This window comes from Treponema sp. OMZ 799 (assembly GCF_024181365.1).
Taxonomy (GTDB): Bacteria; Spirochaetota; Spirochaetia; order Treponematales; family Treponemataceae; genus Treponema_B.
Window position 1 is genome coordinate 2,163,107 of the sequence record NZ_CP051301.1, and the last position, 19,919, is coordinate 2,183,025.

Genomic DNA, 19,919 nt, shown 5'->3' on the forward strand with positions numbered 1-19,919 from the left:
AATTAGTCTGCCTCCTTAATATGCTTTTTCTTATTTTTTTGGATTTTAGACCAAAAGCGCTTTAACAATAAACTTGTAGCCGTAAAATAAATGATAACTGCAATAATTGTATCGGCTATTTCGGGCGGAACGGTTGTGTTGGCACTCATAAAGCCTTTTCCTACATGTAGAACACCGAAAAAGAGGGAGCTTAAGGCAACTCCTATCGAATTCCCGGCTCCTAAAAGAGCAACGGCTATACCGTCAAAGCCCTGCGAGGGTAAAACTCCTATCTGCATATTAAGAGAATAGCCCGCATAGTAGGTTAAGCCGGCGAGCCCCGAAAGAGCACCCGCTATCATCATCGAAAAGATAATGTTTCTGTTTACCTTTATGCCTGCATATTCGGCACCGCTCTTATTATAGCCCGCAGCCTTTAACTCAAAACCCAGAGTTGTCTTGTCCAATATTATTTTTACAAGGATCATTCCGAAAATACCTAAAAAGATACCGTAGTTTATGTACTCGCTTCCAAAGAGTTTACTCAGCCATTCAGCCCTCAGGGTATGCTCTATGGCAATTGAGCGGCTTTCGGTTTCGATAAACTCTGCCTTTAGATAACCTTGAACCGAATAATAAACTATCCAATAGGCTATCCAGTTCATCATTATGGTAGAAACTACCTCATGCACATTGAATACGGCCTTTAAAAGTCCGGGAAGGGCCGCCCAAACGGCACCCCCTATCATGGCAGCTATTATTAAAACAATCAATAAAAGAGGACGAGGCATTGAGCTGTTTAAGGCTATAACTGTAGCGCAAAGACCTCCGATAAGCATCTGGCCTGAAGCACCTATATTAAAAAGGCCCGTTTTAAAAGCAAAGCTGACGGATAATCCTACAAAGAGGAGTATTGTAGCTGTTGCAAGGGTATTTCCGATGCGTTCTATGTTCATAAGCCCGCCCCGGAAAAGATAGGAAAAGGCCGAAAAAGGGTTTGTACCCAATACGGCTATAAAAACGGCTCCTGCAATAAGGCCGAGCAAAACAGCAGAAAAACTTATAATAAAATTGTTTTCGGCTATGTTAAAGTCTTTAAAATTAAGGCTTCTTATTTTAAGCTTACTCATTCTTTCCTCCCATACCGGCCATCATAAGCCCTACTTCTTCGGCTGTAGTTTCTTCAGGGCGTACAATTCCGCTTAAAGCCCCCCCTGTGCATGACGGCTATCCTGTCGGAAAGGTTAAAAATTTCGTCAAGCTCAAAGGAAATTAAAAGAACAGCCCTTCCGTTATCCCTGTGTTTTACCAGCTCTTTATGGATGGACTCTATAGCCCCGACATCAAGCCCCCGTGTGGGGTTGACGGCTATTAAAAGAGGAGGATCCAGGGTTATTTCCCTTCCAAGAATAGCCTTTTGCTGATTTCCTCCGCTCAAATCTCCTGCCTTGGATTCGATGCCTGAACCTGAGCGTACATCGAAGGCTTCACTGACCTTTTGAGCAAAGCTTTTTATTTTCTCCATATTTAAAAAGCCGTGCTTTTGGAAAGCTTTTGTGTAATAGGATTTTATGACCATGTTTTCGGCAATAGAATACTGCAAAACAAGGCCGTGCTTTTGTCTGTCTTCAGGTACATGACCCAGACCCGATTCGGCTCTTTTCCGTATAGAAAGGTTTGTAATATCTTTTCCTTCCAAAACTATGCTGCCCGATTCCGAAGGCATGAGGCCTGAAAGAGCATAGACCAATTCGCTTTGTCCGTTTCCGTCTACACCGGCTATGCCTACAATTTCTCCGGCTCTTACATCAAGCGAAAAATTGCTGACTGCAGGAAGTTTTTTTTCTTTTAATACGTTTAAGTTTTTAATTTCGAGAATCGGAGCGCCCGGCTTTGAAGGCCCTTTCGGAACCTTAAAGTCTACAGGCCGGCCTACCATTTTGGAAGCAAGTTCATTTTTGGTTGTAGAAGCCACATCGACAACATCTATGAGTTTTCCTCGTCTTATAATAGTACACTTGTCGGCTGCATCCAAAATTTCCTGCAATTTATGGGTAATAAGGATTATGGCCTTGCCTTCTGCGGCTAGGTTCCGCATAATCTGCATAAGCTCGCTTATTTCCTGAGGAGTCAAAACTGCCGTAGGCTCATCGAAGATGAGAATGTCTGCATTCCTGTAAAGCATTTTTAGGATTTCAACCCTTTGCTGCATACCTACAGTTATGTTGCTTATAACGGCATCGGGTTCAATAAAAAGACCGTATTTATCGCTTAATTCTTTTATACGCTTTTCGGCTTCTTTTTGGTTTAGGATAAAACCGCCTTCTTTACCTAAAATAATGTTTTCGGTTACTGTAAAATTATGGATGAGTTTAAAATGTTGATGCACCATTCCGATACCTAGATCATTTGCATCGTTGGGGCTGTTTATTTTTACCTTATTCCCCTTCACAAAGATTTCTCCCCTGTCGGCATGATAAAGTCCGAAGAGGATACTCATCAGGGTAGACTTACCCGCTCCGTTTTCTCCCAAAATTGCATGAATCTCTCCTTTCTTCACTTGGAGAGTTATATCGTCGTTTGCCACAATTCCGGGAAATTCCTTACGGATATTTCTCATTTCAATAACATAATCAGAATGGGACAATTTGAACTCCTCAAAAAATAAGAAACAGCCCATTTCTCCTGTCAGCTAAAAGCAGGAAAAATGGGCCTAAAATAATTGTTTATTTAAACAAATCTCCTCGAGTTGTACTTACTACAATCTCGCCCTTCTTTATTTTTTGGTAAATCTCATTTACCTTTTGCTGTACATCATCGGAAAGGTTCGGATTTTTTATAGGAATTCCTACACCGTTTTCTTTTGCAGAAAATACTAAGGTTTTACCTCCTTGGAAGGCCCCGTTCAATTCGTCCTTAATCATATCATAGGAAGCCTTATCAAGATACTTCATTGCAGAGGTAAGAATTATTGAAGATCCGTCACCGATAATGCCTTCTGCATATTGATCGACGTCAACACCTACAACCCAAACTTTTTTTCCTGCCTGAGTTCTGGTTTTAGCCTCGTTGATAACGCCTACACCTACACCGCCGGCTGCAGCATGGATTACCGTAACGCCCCTGTCATACATAGAAGCGGCAATCTGCTGACCTGCTGCGATATCGGAAAATCCGCCCTGATATACAAAGTTTTCGGGATAGATTTCAATGTTGGTACCGAGATTTTCGTTTGCATATTTAATGCCCTGCTGCCATCCCCAGTTAAATTTTTGTACTGCAGGGATTTCCATACCGCCTATAAAACCGAAGTTTCCGGTTTTTTGCTGTAAGGCAGCGGCAACACCGGCCAAGAAACCGGCTTCATTTTCTAAAAAGAAAATACCGATTGTGTTAGGTCCGTTTTGGGCATCCCAAGAATCTGCAGGATGGGCATTTCCGTCTACAATTACGAATTTTGCATCCTTGTATTTGGACTGAGCCTTAAAAACGGCTGTCTCAAATTTAAAACCGGGACAAATGATAAATCTATATCCTGAGTCATAGAGGTTGGATATTTCTTTGATATAATCAGCCTCAGTTGTTCCGACAGGTTTTAGATATTTTACCTTTACGCCAAGTTCTTTTTCGGCCTTTTTAATGCCTTCCCATGTTCCTTGGTTAAAAGACTTATCGTCTATAGTTCCGGCATCCGTAACCATACCAACCATTAAAACTTTTTTTCCTTCTTCCTTATTGCAAGAAGCGAGCACGGAAAAAATGAGAAGGAAACCGATCAAAATTTTAACAATCTTCTTCATAAAAACTCCTTTTTTGCCGGTTAATAGTCCAAAATTACCAAACACCTATGGACACAATTAACTAACAAAGCAAGTAAATTATACACTGTTTTTTAATTTATGTCAAATTGTAATAGAGATATTAAAGGAACTTCTAATCTTCATATTCCAGTTGAATATTCATTCTGTCCTTTGAAAGGATGGTTTCGGGGAAGACCTCACGGGCATGATCCAAAAGAACCTTAAGCTCGTTATCGGTGTAACGCGGGCTGTAGTGGATTAGGGCCATCTTTTTAACCTCGGCATCCTTAGCGATTTGGGCTGCCTGAGTACAGGTCATGTGTTTTTTTTCGGCAGCATCTTTTTCCATGCCTTTTTCAAACATGCCCTCACATACAAAAAAGTCGGAGTGCTTTACCTCAACAGCAATCGAGGGCAGATATCTTGTATCGGTTACAAAGCTGAATTTTCTGCCCTTTCTTTTAGGGCCCATAACATCTTCGGGAAGAACAGTTTTTCCGTCGGCAGAGACTACCTCATTTCCGCCTTGAAGCTTGGACCAAAGAGGCCCGCAAGGAACGTTTAAGGCCTTTGCAGCTTCGGGATTAAATTCACCGGGCCGCTCAAACTCTTCAAATGTGTATCCCATGCAGGGCTTTGTATGATCCAGCCAAAAGGAACGGACTTGAAATTCATCGGCAGAATAAACAATCCCCGGCTCTCTTATTTCCTTTACGATAATATCGTAATTGATATACATATCCAAAACTTTCCGGCTGGTTTCCACATATTCGGCAACCTTGGGAGGGCCTATTATGTAAAGAGGTTCTTCCCTGTCAACCTGAGACGAAAGCATGAGAAGCCCCGGAAGACCGGTTATATGATCGGCATGGGTATGGCTTATAAAAATCGCATTGATTCTTTTCCAGCGCAAGTTAAGGCGGCGTAAGGCAACCTGTGTTCCCTCCCCGCAATCGAATAAAAATAAATCGCCCTCACGGCGAAGCAAAACCGATGTTAAATGTCTATATGGAAGCGGCATCATCCCGCCGCAGCCTAAAATAAAAGCTTCAAGATTCATTGGAAGCCGATTATAAGCGATTTTTTACAAAAAAGCAAGGCGTTGCAAGAATTCTGCGGTTAAATAAAATTTTTGTTCGACTAATTACACAATTCGGTCAACGCAGTTTCCAATGCTTGAGAAAAATTTATACCTTTAAGTTCAGCTTTACATTTTAGGCTATATGGTATAGTACAATTTGTACGAACTCTCCTGTTGTCCATCTCAGCTTTTATAAAGTCAGGATAGATAGTAATAGGACAAACTATATCGCCTTGATTTGTTTGTAGGAGTGTAAAATCTTCACGGGGCAATGTACTCCCATCTTTTTCTATTCCGTAGACATGAAGCTCTAAAGCTTCTTTTGCCATAGCTTGTGCATCATAAAAATCTTGACCGCAGCTTACACAGCCTAAAAGGCTAGGAAAATATACACTATAAGCTCCGTTTTCTGCCGGTTCAAAAACTGCCAGATATGTAAGTTTTCTCAATTTAATATCTCCTTTAACCCTGCTTGTTTTAATATACTGTTTAATGTTCCGGCTTTTAAATCTCCCTTATGAAAGGGAATAGTTATTTTGCCGCTTTTTTCATCATGTTTTAACTGATAATGAGAACCTTTTGTTTCACATATATACCAACCGTTTTGTTGAAGCAGTCTAAGTATTTCTTTTGCTGTCATAAGCTATTATACGCATTTTATATACGCATTGTCAAGTATTCGTATAATAAAGAAAATTTAATTTGATTGATTTATAGATATAAAAACCACAATCAAAATCTTTGCGGTCTTTGCGCCCCTTGCGGTTAAATAAACTTTTTCTTTGGTTACACCACAATCTGTAATTTTGCTTTAATGACACTTTATCCCAAAATTTTCAAATTTATCTCCCCCTTCCCCTAATCACCTAGTTATGCTAAAATGCTCAGGATAAAAAACTTTTTCGTTTTATTGAGTTGGAGGGAAGAATGCCGTATATTTTGGGAACAGCGGGACATGTGGATCATGGAAAGACAGCCTTGGTAAAAAGGCTTACAGGTATTGAAACGAGTCACTTACCTGAAGAAAAAAAGCGGGGGATGACAATAGAGCTAGGCTTTGCTTCGCTTGAAGATCCCGTTCACGGCACTGTAGGCATAGTCGATGTTCCCGGCCATGAGCGCTTTATCCGCAACATGGTTGCAGGTACCTGGGGCCTGGATGCGGCTCTTTTAATAGTGGCCGCAGATGACGGCTGGATGCAGATGTCCTCCGATCATTTGCGTGTACTAAAGGCCATGAAGATAGATTCCATCCTTCTTGTAATCACAAAATCGGACCTTGCCGAAAAGGACATGCTTGAGCTTCTTATCGAGGATGCCAATGCCCAATGCGAAAAAATAATCGGAAGGAAACTTCCTGCCGTTGCCGTATCTTCCCTTACAGGAAGCGGAATCGAGGAACTCAAGGCCGAAATTACAAAACTTCTTTCTTCATCAAAAAAGCAAAGTCCCCCTACTCCCTTTTTATATGTTGACAGGGTCTTCGTCCTCAAAGGTATTGGAACCACAGTTACGGGAACATTGAGAGGAAAGGGATTGCATACCGGAGACAATTTACAAATCTATCCCTCAAACGAAGAGTGCAGAATTAAATCGATTCAAAACCATCATAAGGATGTAGAAAAAATAGAGCCCGGAACGAGGACGGCCCTCAACTTAAAGCTGGGCGAAAAAACAAATCTTGAAAGAGGAATGCTCTTAGCCCAAAAAGATTCAAACTTTATTTTAAGCGGAAAGGAACTTTTGGTGCGCATTGATGAGGTCTTTACAAACAAGGAGGGAGGCTTAAAAAATCACGCCGAAATCGAAATAGCCCTCGGAAGCGCCCATGCAATAGGCAGCATTCACTTAAACCAATTCGACAAGAGCTTGGGCCGCCTTTCTTTGAATGAACCCATAGCCTCGGCTTGGAATCAAAGGGCGGTTTTAATCAGGCACGGCGGAAGCGAAATTATAGCCTCGGCCAGGGTGCTCGCAAGTTTTCCGTCCTATAAAAGAATGCAGTTTAAAGAAGCCTTTGAGGTTTACAGGGATAAGGAGCTTCCTTCGATACACAGCTATCAATTTAACATCGAGGGCTTTGTTGAAGATCCTAAGATCAAAACCGAGGAGCTTACCTCGGATAAGAGCGAGGTCGCAGAATACGGCTCTTGGCGTTTTTTAAAAAAACGGCTTGAGTTTTGGGAAAAGAAAATTTTAAAAACTGCTCAGGAAAGTCAGGCTGGCTTTACCCTAGAAGAAGTAGATTTACCCATTCCTCAAAAGGTAAAAACAATCGTCTTTAAAAAACTTTGCGATGAAAAGAAGATAGAAAAAGAAGCCCACATCTATAAATTAAGCGGAAGAACCGGTGATGACCTTTCAAAAAATGCAAAAGATCTTTTGGATGCAGCCTTTAAGGCAGGCTTTGAGGGCATCGAAATAGACAAGATAAAAATTCCTCAAGCCAGAAAAGAAGCCCGCGATCTTATAAAGCTGGGTAAGCTCATCTGCCTTGAAAACTTTTTACACTACCATACGGACTTTTACAAAAAGACAGTAAACTCTCTATTTGCAAAATACAAGCCGGGAGATAAATTTTCGATAGCCGATGCACGGGATGTTACAGGACTTTCACGCAAATACATTCTCCCGATTCTTAACCTTCTCGAAAAAGACGGCAAGTTAAAAAGACAGGAAAACGACAGAATCGTATTGTAAGCAAGCCCTCTATATAAAAGCTCGGCTCGGTTTAAAGGCCTACTCGGTTTCGGCAAGGGCTCGCGAAATACTAAAGGCGTAGTCTCCGATTTTTTCCAGGTTGCGTACCATATCGATATACAAAAGCTCGGCCTTTACGTTTGCACCCTTTTCCAAGCGGGTACGGGCAAGGTGTTTTAAGTTTTGCCTCATGGCATCAATCGATTCTTCCATTTCGTGAGCCATGGCCAGCTGTTCTGCAGCAAGGGGCTTATTTAAGTGTTCATGAACAAAGTGAATAAACTGATTTACAATTCCCATATAAGGTAAAAGTTTATCCATATCGTCCTGACTTATAGGCATCTTTAATTCTATACTTCGGTTGATAAAAAGCCCCAGCTCAAAAATCTGATCGGTCATATTTTCTATGTCGTCTACAATGCCCAGCATAAGGCGCACGTTCTTCCTGTTTTTTTCGGACAAAGAAAGCTGAGAAGTTTTAATAAGATACAATGAAAGCTCTTCCTGCATCTGATCGGTATAATCTTCCTTTTCGGTTAACTGTCTTATAACAAACTCTCTTGAAACATCTTCTTCCTTACTTAAAATAGAACGCAAGAGGCTGAACATTTCTCTAACTATATTGGACATCTTAAGAATTTCAACCTCGGCTCGAAGTACATAGGCCTCGGTATTTTCTTTCATACTTGGAGCCTGAAAGTGGAGAACATAGCGGGCAGGCTCCTCATCTTCCCTCGGTTTAATAAGCCAGCACACAAAATTTGCAATTTGATTTACAAAGGGCAAGGCGACAAGAGTATTTATTACGTTAAAAAGAGTATGGAAAACAGCAATCTTTGTTGTAAGGCTGCTTCCCGGAAAGAGAAGTTCTACAAGGGCCAAAAAGGGAGTAAAAAGAATAAGGGCAAAGATACTGCCGGCAACATTGAATAAAACGTGAACAGCCGCGGCCCGCCGCGCATTTAGTTTTGTTCCTATCGAAGCCAAGACGGCATCTACGGTAGAGCCTACATTACTTCCCAAAACTACAGCCGCAGAAAATTCCCAGCCGACAACACCTGTATGAGCCATCGTCAAAAGAACGGCAGTTGTGGCACTCGATGAGTGAAGAAAAACGGTAAGCAGCAAACCTAGGATAACTCCGATTATGATACTTTGAATTCCTGTCTGCTTAAAAATCGAAAAAAGAGCTATCTGCTCGCCTGAAATATTCGGAACGGCAGAAGCCAAAAAATCCAAACCTGTAAAAAGGAGGCCGAAGCCCATAACGGCCTCGCCCAGATTGTCTTTTTTTAGCTTTTTAAAAAATGTCAAAAAATAGCCTATTCCGAAGGCGGGAATTGCAATACTCGCTATCGAAAACTTAAAACCGATGAGCGAAACTATCCATGCAGTAACGGTAGTACCTATGTTTGCACCGAAGATAACGCCTATAGCCTGTTGAAGACTCAGCATTCCTGCATTGACAAAGGAAACAGTCATAACTGTGGTAGCACCCGAGGATTGAACAATGCCGGTAACAACTATACCTGTCAAAACGGCTAAAAACCTGTTTCCGGTCATAAAATTGAGCGTACGGTGCAAACTCTCTCCGGCACTTTTTTGGATACCGTCGCTCATCATCTTCATTCCGTATAAAATTAAACCTAAACTTCCAAGCATTTGGAATACAAGAGAAACTACAGACATATCAAGGAGTATAACAAAAAGAATAAGAATTTTCAATCCATGCTTGACAAATAGGGCGTATTTTTAATAGACTATACCATAGGAGGCTTACCGATTATGAAGCTCTACAGCAGAAGACAAACCCTCGTATTTTCGCTAATTGCAGCATTTATTTTTGCAAGTGCCGGTTTTTATGCCGGGCTAAAATTTAATTCAAATCAAGATTTTAAAGAAGCACAGGCTGAAGCCCTGACTGAAATTCCTAATCTAACTGTATCGAAAAATGAACCGATAACGATTAATACGTCAAACAATACGGATTACAGCCAAGCCGAAACTCAAAATATTTATGTATACGCTTCCACCAACGAGAGCGTAGTAAACATCACAACGGAAACGATGGGTGTCAACTGGTTTTTTGAGCCCGTACCAGTTGAAGGCGGCTCAGGCTCAGGTTCAATAATAGATGAAAGCGGACTTGTTCTTACAAATACCCATGTTATAGCAAATGCTTCAAAGATATTTATTTCGCTCTATGACGGAAGCCAATATGAAGCTCAAGTTGTAGGTATGGATCCCGAAAACGATTTGGCGGTTTTAAAATTCGATCCGCCTAAGAACATCAAACTTACGGTCATAAAATTCGGAGACTCTGCCAATTTAAAAGTAGGCCAAAGAGTTTTGGCTATAGGAAACCCCTTCGGCTTGGAAAGAACTCTTACGGACGGAATAGTTTCGGCCCTAAAGCGCCCTATTCAAAACGACAAAAACATCATAATCAAAAACATGATTCAAACCGATACGGCTATCAATCCCGGAAATTCAGGCGGACCTCTTTTAGATACTCAGGGGAGAATGATAGGAATAAACACCATGATTTATTCCACATCGGGAAGCTCGGCGGGGGTCGGCTTTGCAGTTCCCGTAAATACGGCTAAAAGAGTTGTCGCAGATATTTTAAAATACGGAAAGGTTATCCGAGGTTCTATCGATGCCGAATTGGTTCAAGTATCGGGAAGACTTGCCTCTTACGCAAAACTGCCTGTTGCTTACGGGCTTCTTGTTTCCGAAGTAAAAAGAGGAAGCAATGCTGCAAAGGCCGATCTTCGCGGAGGAAATGAAGCTGTCCGCTCAGGCATAGGAAGATACAGCTCGGTATTTTACATAGGCGGAGATATAATAGTCGAAATAGCCGGACAAAAGATAAACAATATAACCGATTATTATTCGGTCCTGGAGGATAAAAAGCCGGGAGAAACCGTAGATATTAAGGTTATAAGAGGGAAAAAACTTATAGATCTGCGCTTGACCCTGTCGGAAAGAAATTAAGAGCCGATGATCGATTTAAAAAAACTTTTTAAAAAAATTTCATGGAAGATTAAAGGAGTCTCGGTTTATGCCCTCGTCGGTGAAAGCGGAACGGGTAAGAGCTTCAGAGCAAAGCTGCTTGCCGAAAAATACGGTATAAAGCTCATCATAGATGACGGGCTTTTAATCTGTAACGATAAGATAATTGCAGGCCAATCGGCAAAGAGAGAAAAAACTTTTTTGGCTGCCGTTAAGGTGGCCTTGTTTGATGACAAAAAACACAGGGATGGGGCTGCAAAGGCTTTACAATCCCATAGCTTTAAAAAGATTTTAATATTGGGCACTTCCGAAAAAATGGTAAACAAGATTGCCGCCCGCCTTCAAATTCCTCAGCCTCAAAAAATAATTAAAATAGAAGATATTGCAAGCAGAGAAGAAATCGAAACTGCAATGAGATCGAGGCGGGTTGAAGGTAAACATGTTATACCTGTTCCCTCAATTGAGGTACAGCGTACCTATCCGCAAATATTTTACGACAAGATTCGCCTCTTTTTTAAAAACAAAAAAACGCCCTTTGTAGGAACGGAACAATCAAGGCTCTTTGAAAAGTCCGTAGTCCGTCCGGAATTCTCAAAGGTCGGCACGGTGGAAATATCCGAATCTGCTTTAAGCCAGATGGTATTTCATTGCCTTGAAGAGTATGACAAGGAAATAGTCATAAAAAAACTTATCATCAAAAAAGCAGAGGACGGATACCGCTTGGACTTGACTGTGGATATTCCATTCGGAACCCAGCTGACGGGAAAGATACATCAGCTGCAAAAATATATAATCGAACACATAGAGCGGTACACAGGTATACTTATTATTCAGATAAATATTATTATCGACAAGATAAGAGAGCCTAACCCTTAAAATCCAAACCTATCAAGTAAGTTTCAAAACTTGAACTGCGGCAGGCCTCCGGTTTAAAGGCCCTTGCCGTCTTAAAATATTTCCGCAAGTTGTTTAAGTGGATTTGCTGATCCCCTCCTTGGAATATCTTGACCACAAAGGCCCCGCCTTGTTTGAGCTGTTCTTGGGCATAATAAATTGCAAGCTCTACCAAGCCTGAGGAGCGGGCAGTATCGACGGTCTTGTTGCCTGTAGTTGCGGGGGCTGCATCGCAGATGACAGCATCATAGGGTCCAAGCTCTTTTACCGATTTTATAATCCCCTTATCGAACATATCACCTTGAAAAAAATTAAGACGCTCATCATAGACAGAAGAATCCAAGGGCTTTAAATCTACGGCAGTTACCCTTCCCTCTCTATTTAAAAAGCGAAGAACATAGACAGTCCAGCTTCCGGGAGCAGCACCCAAATCCAAGACCTTATCGCCGGGCGAAAAAAGATTGAATTTTTTATTCATCTCTTCAAGCTTGTACACGGAGCGTGCAGGATAGTTTTCCGAAAAAGCTTTTTTTGACCAATAATCCGGTTCGCTGTATTTATTTTTTGCCATTCGATTTTTCCTTTTTGGATTGAGCTTCTTTTTCTTCCAACATCTGAGCCGTATCTTCTGCAATTTCGGCCGCATATTCATCGAGCTTTCGATGGAGGGTTCTGCGTCCTATCCCCAAGATATCGGCAGTCTTGGACTTATTGTTGTTTTGGTTTGCAAGTGTCTGCAAAATAATTTGCTTTTCGGCTTCGGCCATATTTACACCCATGGGAATGCGGATTGAAGAAGCCTCGGCCTTTTCGCGTAAGGCGGCAGGGAGGTCATCAAAATGAATTACATTATCCGAGCTCATTACGACAGCACTTTGAATGCAGTTTTGAAGCTGCCTGATATTTCCCGGCCACTCATAATTGTAAATTGCAGTTCGTGCACGCGGCTCAAGTGAATCTATTTTTTTATCATTTTCTTCGGCAAAATCTTTGATAAAGGCGGCAGCCAAAAGAGGGATATCCTCTTTACGTTCACGCAAGGGCGGAACATGAATATGCACAACATTCAATCTAAAATAAAGGTCTTCCCTGAAATTTCCTTTTTTTATTTCTTCGATCAGGTCCCTGTTGGTGGCGGCAATTATCCTTGTATCGACACTAAGAGTTTCGGTTCCGCCTACCCTTTCAAACTTTTTTTCTTGGAGAACGCGCAAGAGCTTTACCTGTATCATTTGGTTGACCTCGCCTATCTCATCCAAAAAAAGGGTTCCGCCGTTTGCAATTTCAAAACGGCCTCGGGTACGCTGAACTGCTCCCGTAAAGGCTCCTTTTTCGTGACCGAAAAGTTCCGACTCCAAGAGGCTTTCGGCAAAGGAAGCACAGTGAACCTGTACAAAGGGCTTATCCTTCCGGCTAGAAAGATTATGAATGGCCTGAGCGATCAGCTCTTTTCCGACTCCCGTTTCTCCGGTAATTAAAACGCTTGCCTTTGTGGGAGCCACCTTTTTTATATCCTCAAAAACCTTTTCCATAAGGGGGCTCTTCCCTATGATGTTTTCAAAACTTTGCTTTGTCTCGATGTCATGTAAAAGAGCACGGTTTTGAAGAACAAGGGCGCGATTTTGTAAGGCTCTTTTTGCCAAGAGGAAGAGGCGTTCCAAATCCAATGGCTTGGTTAAAAAATCATAGGCACCCATCCTCATGGCTTCAACGGCCGTCTCTACCGTGCCGTGACCGGTTAACACAATTACGGGAACTCCGGGAGTTTTTGAAATAACCTCACGGAGCACATCTTCGCCGCTAAGCTCGGGCATTTTTAAATCGGTAATTACAAGGTCGACATCTTCTTTTAAGGCAATATCCAACCCTGTTTTTCCGTTGTCGGCCGTGATTACCCCGTAACCTTCATCTTCCAAGGCCATTGCAAGACCTTCACGGATATTTTTTTCGTCATCTATAACCAAAACAGTAAATTTCATTTTATATCCTTTACCGAATCAAAGTCGGAAGTTTTATCGGAAAGTAAAAGCATTGCACCCTTACGTTCTATCGGGAGAGAAAATTTAAAACTTGTTCCCAATCCGTAATCCGAATAAACATTTATATCGCCTCCATGTTCCTTTATAACCTTATAAGTCATGGTGAGCCCCAATCCTGTTCCGTCATGCTTAGTAGTAAAATAAGGCTCAAAGATTTTATGAAGATCTTCAGGCAGGATACCCTGTCCCGAATCCGAAATAATTACAAGAAGAAAATCGTTTTCGCTCTTTGTCGAAATATCCAAAAAACCTCCGTCCGGCATTGCGGATTTTGCGTTTGTCAATACATTCATAAAGGCTTGCCGCAAAAATCTTTCATCGCCTTGAATTTTGGGAAGATCCTTTGAAAAGTTAAGCGAAATGGTTATGCCCTTATCGTTAAACTCGTCAAAAAAGGTTTCGTATAAATTCTTTAAAAGAGCATTTACATCTACCGGAACAAATTCGAATTTTAAAGGACGCACGGCAAATAAAAAATCCACTACGATTTTATTGAGTCTTTCAATTTCTTCTTCGATAACGCCTATATGCTTTTGAGCCTTTTGGTTTATGGACAAATTGCAGGCGGTAAAATTTTTCTTTAAAAGCTGTAAGTGGATGCTGATCGCTGCAAGCGGGTTTTTAATTTCGTGGGCAACGGCGGCGGCAACATTTGTAAGGCTTGCAAGATTTTCAAGGCGGCGGTTTTTAATTTCTTCACTTCTTTTTTCGGTAATGTCCGCAATCATAATTATCGTGCCCTGAATTTTTTTTTCTTTTACCAGGGGAAGAACCGATACTTCAATGTACTTATTTTTACCTTCCGGCATATCTGCCTTAAGGTTAAACTCTTTTGAAGTTTGTCCGCTTTCATTTTCAATTACATAAGAAACAAAGTCCGCAATATCCTGAATCTTTATATGCTCCCATACATTTTTTTCATGGCTTTCGCCAAGCGGAGTGCCTAAAATTCTTTCAGCGGCCCTATTCGATTTTATAATCTTGTTTTCGGAATTTGCAACTATAACGCCGTCGTTTAAAGAATCCATCACGGAGTCCAAAAGAGAATACTCGTTTGCAAGCAGCTTTACAAAGGTGCGGAGCTGGGCCTCATTCATGCTCGGGGATTTTTGTATTCCCCTTCTCATAAACTCTCTCATATAAGCTTTTCCTTAATTCCCTCCGCCAAGTTTTCTAAGGCGGCCTGAGGAGAGATATTAAAAATATCTACAGCGGCTTCTGCATTTTTTATCAAGGCCGTTATTTTAAAATAGGACTCAAGTTCCAAGGCTGAACATTCTTCATTTTCTAGGCCTTTCTGCAAAAAAAACAAAAGGCTGTTTAAAAACAAAACGTAAATAGTATGCGGCTTACACTTATTTAAAAGATTTACAATATTCGGCACCGTACAATTTGAATTGTCGTAATGATTTTCGTTTTTATAATCAGAGACCGAATTATAAAGAGCAGAGGGAAGAATTTTATTTTGCCTGTCTATGAGTAAAAAAATATACTCGTAAAATAAGGAAGCGGCATTTTGAATTGTCCTAAAACTTACGGGTAAAAAACCGTAAAGGTAAGAGCTTAAAAGATTAAATTTTCCGAAAGGTTCGTGGGAAACCTCTCCCTTAAAAACCCTTCTTATAACTTCTTCTTGAGATTTTTCATCACGCTCTTTAAAATTATAGGGCCTTACCCGAGATAAGATGGTAGGCATAATTGCTCCGCGATGAGCGGTAGTCAAAATAAAGATTGCGTATGAAGGCGGCTCTTCCAAAATTTTTAAAAAAGCATTCCGTGCTCCTTCCTGCATCTTATCGGCATTTTCGACAATCAAAACTTTTTTTATTCCCGAAGGCATCAGACGCACCCATGACGAGGCCTTTCTAACCTGATTGATGGGAATCGTATCGTACATGCACTCGTCCTGAAGTTTTGTACTTTTTAAAACAAGGCTTTCCGTAATTTTGCTCAAAGTTTTTTCATCCATGGTTTCGATAGGAACCGAGCATAGATCGGCTAGGATATCTTCAATCTCTGCAATGAGGGGGGCAGCCTTAACAAACCGAGCTTCATCCGTATCCCAAAGACGAGGATCAAATCGGGAGGTAAGTTTTCTGATACTACGCAAAAATAAGTATCGGGAAGAAATAGTTTTTGTCTTTAACAAGGTTTCAGAGGCAGCCTTGATTTCGGGGCTGTGATCTCGTGCACCCAAAATAAGAACATCCGGAGAAATCATCTCTTTTTGCCTCAAGCATGAAGAGCAGCTACATGTCCAGTGCCCCGATTCGGTACATGAAACGGAGCGGGCAAGCTCAAGGGCAGCAGTCAGCTTCCCCGAACATTCGGGCCCCGAAAACAAAATCGAAGGCGGAAGTTTTTTTTGTTCTATATCCCGAATAAGCCTAAGCCCTGCTTCCTGATCTATCAGATTTTCAAACATCACCATCTCCTACCTATAACTGCTTAGTTATATCTAAAATAAACGGAGAAAGTATTTTAGCAAAAATACTTTCGCTTAATATCTTATCAAACGAAATAAAGGTTTGAATATTGATGAGCATTAGGATAACGCCTATCACAATCAATCCCTCGACAAGGCCTAAAAAAAAGCCCAATGACCTGTCCAAATTTTTTAATGACTCGTTTGAAAAAAGGGAGCCTAAAAAAACTTGCACAAGTTTTATAATCAAATAAGCAGACAAAAATAAAATTAAAAAGGCTATAACAGCCGATAAGGATTTTTCTCCAAGAAGCTCGGTAATTACGGGAGTAAGCAATTTATAAAACAAAAATGCTATAAGCCCTCCGACTATTACGGCAGCCTTTGAAAAAAACTCGTCTATAAAACCCGTTACCGTAACCTTGACGGCAAAAAAAGTTAATATAATCAAAAAAACTATATCGGCACTACCTATCTGCATTTAATTATTCTCCATCATTTAATCATCCTCATTCTTTAAAGCTCTCCGTTTTTAGAGGTGAAAAAACTTTTTAAAAAGTCCGAAATTATAACGGCCGGTTTTTCGCCTGCAAGAGCTGCCGAGGCCTTAGCCATGTTTTTAAGCCTATCGTTTCCGCTTCCGTTTTCTTCAAAGCCCAGATCCCGTAAAAGGCTTATAAAAACATCGGGCCTTACATCCTCGCCCAAAAGAATTTCTGCAGCACCCTTTTTCTTAAAGAATTCGGCATTTTCTATTTGATCGCCGCGCGAACTTCCCTTTTCTAGAGGAACCAGGATCATAGGCTTACCTGCAGCAGCCGATTCCCAAACAGTATTGGCGCCGGCCCGCGACACAACAATTGAAGACAGGCTTAAAACATCAGCCATCTCATTTTTTATAAAAGGATAGGGTTTATAATTTTCTGCAAATTGTGGAGAGGAGTTTAAAAGGGCTTCTTTAATTTTTTGCCCCTGATCCATGTTGGCTTCCCCAATCTGATGAACTACAACAAAATGTTTTACAAGGTACTCGATCGAATCTGAAATCAAATCGTTTAATTGCCTTGCACCGAGGCTTCCGCCCAATACAAAGAGGACAGGTTTATCGTTTTTTATGTTTAAAAAGCTGCGTCCTTTTTCGGGACTGCCCGAATAAAAACTTAAGCGGACAGGATTGCCCGTACAGATAACTTTTGAGCGGATAGAAAGCGGAAAAAGATCAGCCGTTTCTTGATATGAAACCATGATGTGATTTGCAAATTTGGAATTAATCTTAGTTGCAAGGCCCGGCGAAAAATCGCACTCGTGAGTGATAACGGGAATCTTTAAAAGCTTTGCCGCAGCGCAGGGAGGCACCGAAACAAAGCCGCCCTTAGAAAAAACAAAAATAGGTTTTAACCTTAAAAGAATAAAAAAAGACTTTATAAAGCCTGCGGCGACCTTAAAAACATCTATAAAATTTTGAAAACTAAAATACCGCCTTAATTTTCCGGCAGGGATCCCCTTAAATTCGAGAACCGAAGGAGCGGCCGAATGAAGAGCCGAAGATTCGACTATTTTGCGGTCAAGGCCCTTAGCAGAGCCTATCCAAACTATCCTACATTCCGAAGAAGAGCTTAACACCTCGGCAACGGCCAGTCCCGGGAAAATATGTCCCCCTGTTCCGCCTCCGGTAAAAACAACACATTTCATAGCCGTAAGTGTATCACAATGACACAATTTTGAAAAGGGGCTGTGTGTAAACTATCAAGAGCAAATCTGTGGATTTTGATTGTGTCCTAAAGAGTCTCTACTTCTTCCCTGCTTAAGCCTGTCCCTTCAACTATTTTGGCAATATCTACACCAAGCCGCTTAAAAGAAGCCGCTGTCTCCCTGGCTTTTTGATATGCACCATCAGCTAAACCTTCTCTTCTGGCATCGGCTCTTTCCGCTTCTAAGAACATCTGATATTTTTCTTTGGACAATTCTCTAGCCATTTGTCTTTCTTCTTCAGTTACCCACAGGAGTGTTTCTTCAGCCATTTTTATCCCCTCCTCTAACTCACATAATTTTTCCAACATTCCGCTTTTTTTATCTTCTTCATACTTAGTTAAAAACCTTATCCAAAAATCTTTTGGGGTATACTCTGTTATGCTCTTTTTCATAGTATAACCTATTAACTTGTTTAATTCAACATAAATATATTGAATTACCGATGTTTTTGACATTTGTACAAGCTCTACATTTTTCGGTATATCACAACCGAAAACGGAAAGACTTATGGCAAAAAACGGATCCGTTTCTTTTGGTTCCATTTTTAAAAAGCGTGAGGCAATACGGAGCAAATACATCTGATTTCGTATCGGGTAATTGTTTTTCCAAAACTGCTGCATCTCAAGATCTATAATGAGACCTGAATCGGTTTTAATCAGAAAATCAAGATGATAAGTTTCTCCATTGGGGGCATCACGGGTAAGCTCGGTATTTAAAATATCGGCTTTTTTAATTTTACCGTAAGAATCTTCCAAAAAGGCATTTAAAAAACCAACAAGAGCCTTGTTTCCTTTTTCTCCTTTTGAAAACATCAATTTGAATACCCAATCAGTTTTGGGATTTAAACATTCTTTTTTTTTCGTCATAAAAGACCTCCATAAAAGACTATTTTGCCGCCTTCACTATTATTGTATATATTTCTTACAGTAAGTAGTAAAAATAAAAAAAATTAATATTTTATTTGACAAACTAAAACTCATTTTTTAATTAATCCCCGCCCCTTCCGATTGACTTTATTTTACGATTACTTCATAATGGCCTTATGCTTAAAGATGATGCTTTAATTTTAAAGACGGGAAATTGGGAGCCTCAAAATAAAAAGAGGCTTGAAAAGCTGATAAGAGAAAAGGCCTTTAACGGAAACTATGCAGTTTTCGACTGGGATTTTACCTCAATTTTTTACGATACGCAGGATAACCTTTTTGTGTACCAGATTGAAAATTTTAAGTTTAATTTAACCCCTCACGAATTTAATCGAACCATAAGGGCAGGAATTCCTCAAGATGTGCTTTTGCCGCATACGGCAAACCTTGAAGGCAGGACCTTAACTGCGGGGGAGCTTTCCGACGATTTAAACGAGAGATACGATTTTTTATATAAAAATTATTCCGGCTTTGGCGGAAAAATGAGCCTTGCAGAAATTACCTTAACCGAAGAGTTTATAGATTTTAAAGCGAAGATGCTGGTTTTGATGCGCGGAGCGGCCTCGCTTTGCGGAGTAGACATCGGCCAATCGGTAAGCACAGGCATGACGATAGAAGAACTTTCAGGCCTCACCGAGACGGCAATAGACCAAGGCTTAAAGGACGAAATAAAAACCTATACCGTAAGATCCTCATCGGTTTTAAAAGGAAGGGCCGGGGAGGTAGAAGGCGGATATAGAAAAGGCTTGCGTATTCAGGAAGAAATGCAAAACCTCTTTTCGGCCTTAAAAGAAAACGGAATCGAGGTCTATATTTGCTCGGCCTCCCAAGAAGACAATGTACGCGTATTTGCCTCCCACCCAAAGTACGGGTATAATCTTGAAAGTAAAAACGTTTTCGGAAGACGAAGACTTCTTGATAAAAATAAAAAGCTTACGGTTATAAACGACACTTCGATCCCTGCAACAAGGCGGGAGGGAAAGGCAGAAGCAATAAAAAAAGTACTTGCCCCCAAACACCAAAACAAGGCTCCCGTTTTAATAGCAGGAGACGGTGACGGAGACTTTTTTATGATGGATGCCTTTAAAGATGAGGCCTTAATCCTAATCTTTAACCGAAGCCCAAAAAAGGAAGCAAAAATATTTCCGCTTTTAATGCAGGGAATTAAAGAAAGAGAAAACCCCGAAACAGGAATAATTGTGCAGCACAGAGATAACGGGAAAGGCCGGTTTATCTCTAAGGCCCCGGACGAGGAAAGGCCCTTAGACAGCCTTCCTGAAAAGTAATTCGATATTTGCTTGGTAAAAAGTT

The 19,919-nt window shown here is 40.8% G+C and carries 17 protein-coding genes and 1 pseudogene; 4 read left to right on the forward strand and 14 right to left on the reverse strand.

Annotation, left to right across the window (positions count from 1 at the left end; all coding sequences use genetic code 11):
• Window positions 1-2: 2 nt before the first annotated feature.
• From E4O04_RS10085 to E4O04_RS10110, 6 genes and pseudogenes are all read right to left on the reverse strand, one after another.
• Entirely contained in the window at window positions 3-1,109 is a 1,107-nt protein-coding gene (locus E4O04_RS10085) for an ABC transporter permease (RefSeq protein WP_253687512.1), read from the reverse strand.
• Window positions 1,102-2,626, reverse strand: a pseudogene (locus E4O04_RS10090) (ABC transporter ATP-binding protein). The gene E4O04_RS10085 and the pseudogene E4O04_RS10090 overlap by 8 nt, the downstream one beginning before the upstream one ends.
• A gap of 79 nt (window positions 2,627-2,705) precedes the next feature.
• Complete coding sequence (locus tag E4O04_RS10095; RefSeq protein WP_253687510.1) at window positions 2,706-3,779, reverse strand: BMP family lipoprotein; 1,074 nt, start codon at window positions 3,777-3,779, stop codon at window positions 2,706-2,708.
• Window positions 3,780-3,912: 133 nt separating this feature from the next.
• Window positions 3,913-4,839, reverse strand: a complete 927-nt coding sequence (locus E4O04_RS10100) for a ribonuclease Z (RefSeq protein ID WP_253687509.1) — start codon at window positions 4,837-4,839, stop codon at window positions 3,913-3,915.
• 80 nt (window positions 4,840-4,919) lie between these two features.
• On the reverse strand, window positions 4,920-5,309 hold the full coding sequence (locus E4O04_RS10105) for a type II toxin-antitoxin system HicB family antitoxin (RefSeq protein WP_253687508.1): 390 nt from the start codon (window positions 5,307-5,309) through the stop codon (window positions 4,920-4,922).
• The gene (locus E4O04_RS10110; protein ID WP_253687507.1) at window positions 5,306-5,500 is read right to left on the reverse strand and encodes a type II toxin-antitoxin system HicA family toxin; all 195 of its coding nucleotides are present in this window, start codon (window positions 5,498-5,500) and stop codon (window positions 5,306-5,308) included. Before E4O04_RS10110 ends, E4O04_RS10105 begins: the two co-directional genes overlap by 4 nt.
• Window positions 5,501-5,787: 287 nt before the next feature.
• Here E4O04_RS10110 and selB point away from each other — a divergent pair, with 287 nt between their 5' ends.
• On the forward strand, window positions 5,788-7,560 hold the full coding sequence (selB, locus tag E4O04_RS10115) for a selenocysteine-specific translation elongation factor (protein WP_253687506.1): 1,773 nt from the start codon (window positions 5,788-5,790) through the stop codon (window positions 7,558-7,560).
• A gap of 39 nt (window positions 7,561-7,599) precedes the next feature.
• Here selB and E4O04_RS10120 read toward each other — a convergent pair whose 3' ends face one another.
• Window positions 7,600-9,249 carry a Na/Pi cotransporter family protein gene (locus E4O04_RS10120; RefSeq protein WP_253687505.1) on the reverse strand — a complete coding sequence of 550 codons (1,650 nt, stop codon included), beginning with the start codon at window positions 9,247-9,249 and terminating at the stop codon, window positions 7,600-7,602.
• 96 nt (window positions 9,250-9,345) lie between these two features.
• Between E4O04_RS10120 and E4O04_RS10125 the strand changes: the two genes are divergently transcribed.
• Together E4O04_RS10125 and E4O04_RS10130 are read left to right on the forward strand one after the other, a co-directional pair.
• Window positions 9,346-10,557, forward strand: coding sequence for a S1C family serine protease (locus tag E4O04_RS10125; RefSeq protein WP_253687504.1), 1,212 nt, complete (start codon window positions 9,346-9,348; stop codon window positions 10,555-10,557).
• A 6-nt stretch (window positions 10,558-10,563) separates the two neighbouring features.
• Entirely contained in the window at window positions 10,564-11,451 is an 888-nt protein-coding gene (locus E4O04_RS10130; protein WP_253687503.1) for a hypothetical protein, read from the forward strand.
• On the opposite strand, the gene E4O04_RS10135 is transcribed toward E4O04_RS10130, so the two are convergent.
• The 7 genes from E4O04_RS10135 to E4O04_RS10165 all read right to left on the reverse strand — a co-directional run bounded on the left by E4O04_RS10135 (window position 11,441) and on the right by E4O04_RS10165 (window position 18,551).
• Entirely contained in the window at window positions 11,441-12,040 is a 600-nt protein-coding gene (locus tag E4O04_RS10135) for an SAM-dependent methyltransferase (RefSeq protein ID WP_253687502.1), read from the reverse strand. The genes E4O04_RS10130 and E4O04_RS10135 overlap by 11 nt on opposite strands.
• Window positions 12,027-13,448 (reverse strand): sigma-54-dependent transcriptional regulator, encoded by a 1,422-nt coding sequence (locus E4O04_RS10140; RefSeq protein ID WP_253687501.1) that lies wholly within the window; start codon window positions 13,446-13,448, stop codon window positions 12,027-12,029. The genes E4O04_RS10135 and E4O04_RS10140 overlap by 14 nt, the downstream gene beginning before the upstream one ends.
• Window positions 13,445-14,647, reverse strand: coding sequence for a two-component system sensor histidine kinase NtrB (locus E4O04_RS10145; protein ID WP_253687500.1), 1,203 nt, complete (start codon window positions 14,645-14,647; stop codon window positions 13,445-13,447). Before E4O04_RS10145 ends, E4O04_RS10140 begins: the two co-directional genes overlap by 4 nt.
• Complete coding sequence (locus tag E4O04_RS10150; RefSeq protein ID WP_253687499.1) at window positions 14,644-15,933, reverse strand: hypothetical protein; 1,290 nt, start codon at window positions 15,931-15,933, stop codon at window positions 14,644-14,646. The genes E4O04_RS10145 and E4O04_RS10150 overlap by 4 nt, the downstream gene beginning before the upstream one ends.
• Window positions 15,934-15,946: 13 nt before the next feature.
• Window positions 15,947-16,414, reverse strand: a complete 468-nt coding sequence (locus E4O04_RS10155; RefSeq protein ID WP_253687498.1) for a CvpA family protein — start codon at window positions 16,412-16,414, stop codon at window positions 15,947-15,949.
• A gap of 35 nt (window positions 16,415-16,449) precedes the next feature.
• Window positions 16,450-17,625: an undecaprenyldiphospho-muramoylpentapeptide beta-N-acetylglucosaminyltransferase gene (gene murG / locus E4O04_RS10160; protein WP_253707731.1), complete on the reverse strand. Its 1,176-nt coding sequence runs from the start codon at window positions 17,623-17,625 to the stop codon at window positions 16,450-16,452.
• Between the two features lie 86 nt (window positions 17,626-17,711).
• The gene (locus E4O04_RS10165; RefSeq protein ID WP_253687496.1) at window positions 17,712-18,551 is read right to left on the reverse strand and encodes an Rpn family recombination-promoting nuclease/putative transposase; all 840 of its coding nucleotides are present in this window, start codon (window positions 18,549-18,551) and stop codon (window positions 17,712-17,714) included.
• Between the two features lie 176 nt (window positions 18,552-18,727).
• On the opposite strand from E4O04_RS10165, the gene E4O04_RS10170 reads away from it, so the two are divergent.
• Entirely contained in the window at window positions 18,728-19,894 is a 1,167-nt protein-coding gene (locus E4O04_RS10170) for an HAD family hydrolase (RefSeq protein WP_253707733.1), read from the forward strand.
• Window positions 19,895-19,919 lie beyond the last annotated feature (25 nt).